Source organism: Frankia sp. AgKG'84/4, assembly GCF_023242965.2.
In the GTDB taxonomy this organism is placed as follows: Bacteria; Actinomycetota; Actinomycetes; order Frankiales; family Frankiaceae; genus Frankia.
The window spans coordinates 1-2,149 of the sequence record NZ_JALKFU020001298.1 but is presented as its reverse complement, the minus strand read 5'-3'; the positions used below and the strand labels follow the sequence as shown (position 1 = coordinate 2,149).

Below are 2,149 nucleotides of genomic sequence, written 5' to 3'. Positions count from 1 at the left end.
CGGCACCGGCGCACTTGTCCTCACCGCCGACGCCATCGTCTTTCGACCCGTGTCCGAGGCTCAGCTCGCGGCCGCCCATCCCCGCCGAGCCGCATTTGGCGCTGTGGCAGGCGCTGACCACCCTGCGGGAGCATCGCGGCGACGGGCACATCGTCGCGCTGGTCCGTTCCGAGGTGGATCCCTGTGAGGCGCTGGTCCTCGCGGCGGCGACGGGGCGCAGCCCCGCCGAGCAGCTGCGGCTCTCGCGTGGCTGGAGCGACCGGGAGTGGGCGGCTGCCACCCGCCGGCTGGCCAACCGCGGCTGGCTGAGCATCGGCGGCGAGCTGACCGCCCTCGGCGCGCAGGCCCGAGCCGAAATCGAGAACGTCACCGACCTGATGGCCGCCGCCCCGTTCCGGCAGCTATCGCTGGGCGAGCGCGACGAGCTGTACGACACCCTCTACGGCCTCGCTGAACGGGTCGCGCTCGGCGGCGGGTACGCCTGGCCCAACCCGGTCGGGCTGGACTGGCCGCCGGCGTCGGAACGCGCGGCGGCGCGGCTGCGTCAGCCGGCGGAGCTGGGCTCGACCGACGGGTAGCCGTAGTCACCGGGGAACGGCTCGCCGTCGGTGTCCGTGCCGGGGGGCAGGGCACCGTGGCCGCCGTTCGCCAGCAGTCCGGGACCGAGATCCGGTGGGTCCAGCTCCGCCGGATCGAGGTCGTCGGGCGTCAGGTTGGTGTCGTCGACCTCGCCGTGCATCTTCGAGCCGTTGAGCACCACCGGGATCTCCAGGTCGCCGACGACGTGCTCGACGTAGAACGCCCGGGCACCGATGAGCCACAGGGCGAAACCCGGGTCGAGGCGGGGCAGCAGGTCGGCGGCGACATCGGTGAGGCCCAGTGCCTGCTGGGTGTCGGAGATCTGGTCGGAGGCCTGCTTGTACAGGATGCGGATCGCCGTTTCGGCCAGCAGGCCCTTGGCGATCTCCACCGAGTCCGGTGACGCGGACAGCAGGTCGGAGATGCGGTGGGCGACGATGGCATTCGCGCAGCCCCACTGGCGGGCGAGCTTCTGCTGCGCGGAGAGCCGCCGCACGAGCCCGGCGAAGCGCATGAGCCGCCAGCACTCGTCGTAGACGACGTAGCGCTGGACGCCGTCCTGGCGCATCAGCGCGGCTTCCATCCAGGCCTGCGCGCAGGTCATGATCAGCGCGATCATCTCGTCGCTGCCCTGGACCCGCTCCAGGTTGAGCACCGCGATGGGTCGGTCGAAGTCCAGCGGGGACGTCGTCGGGCCGTCGAACAGACCGCCGAGCGCGCCGTGGGTGAGCCGGCGCAGCGTGAGGGTGGCATCCCGCGACGCGTCCCGCAGCTCGGTGGCGGTCATCGGCAGGTTGACGCAGTCCTCGTCCGTGGGGTCGGTCATCGCCTCCAGGACGTGCGGGAGCAGCGGGGTGGCCCAGCGCTCCGGGGACGCGCCGGAGATCTGCCGGGTGACGACGTCGAGGGCGAGGTCGACGGCGGTGTGTTCGGCCGGCGTGAGCGGCACGCCCTTCGCCGTCTCGATCAGCGACGACAGCAGCGACGAGCGGGCCCGCTTGACCTCCCGGGCCCAGTCGGCGTCGGCGATGCCGACTGGGCGCGGTGGCGCGTCCAGCGGGTTGAGGCGGGTCGCCATGCCCGGGCCGATGTAGGTCGGTTCGCAGCCGAGCCGGCGAGCCAGCCGGGTGTACTCGCCCTTCGGGTCACAGGGCACCGCGGCCTGGTATCCGAACGCCGAGCCACGGGAGATGAGGGTTTTCAGCAGCGCGGACTTGCGGGAACCGACGGCGCCGAACACGGCGAAGTTCGGGTTCTCGATGACCTGCTGGCGGTACAGCTCGAAGACATCGAAGTCGAACGAGTTACCGGACCAGACGTGCCGGCCGATGTACATCCCCGGTGCGTCGAGCCCCGAGTCGACGACGAAGGGGTAGATGCCGGCGATCTGCGCGGTCGTTTCCATGTGCGCCGGCAGCCGCAGCTTGTGGTACGCCCGGCCGGCGAAGGAGCCGAGCAGCTTCGGGGGTTGCGCACCGCGCTTCAGCGCCATCTGCGCCCGGCGCATGGCGGCCTTCTCCGCGGTGGCGGCGGTCCGCTCGGCGCGGCGGCTGCGGCGGCCGGCCGGTGG

The 2,149-nt window shown here is 72.3% G+C and carries 2 protein-coding genes; one reads left to right on the top strand and one right to left on the bottom strand.

The genetic code is table 11. The features are described 5' to 3' along the window. A partial coding sequence (locus MXD58_RS29830; protein WP_518478718.1) for an SCO6745 family protein occupies positions 1-578 on the top strand: 578 nt, incomplete at its 5' end. On the opposite strand, the gene MXD58_RS29825 is transcribed toward MXD58_RS29830, so the two are convergent. Then, positions 545-2,149 (bottom strand): putative type IV secretion/conjugal transfer ATPase (locus MXD58_RS29825; protein ID WP_250611481.1); only part of this gene is annotated, 1,605 nt, incomplete at its 5' end. The genes MXD58_RS29830 and MXD58_RS29825 overlap by 34 nt on opposite strands.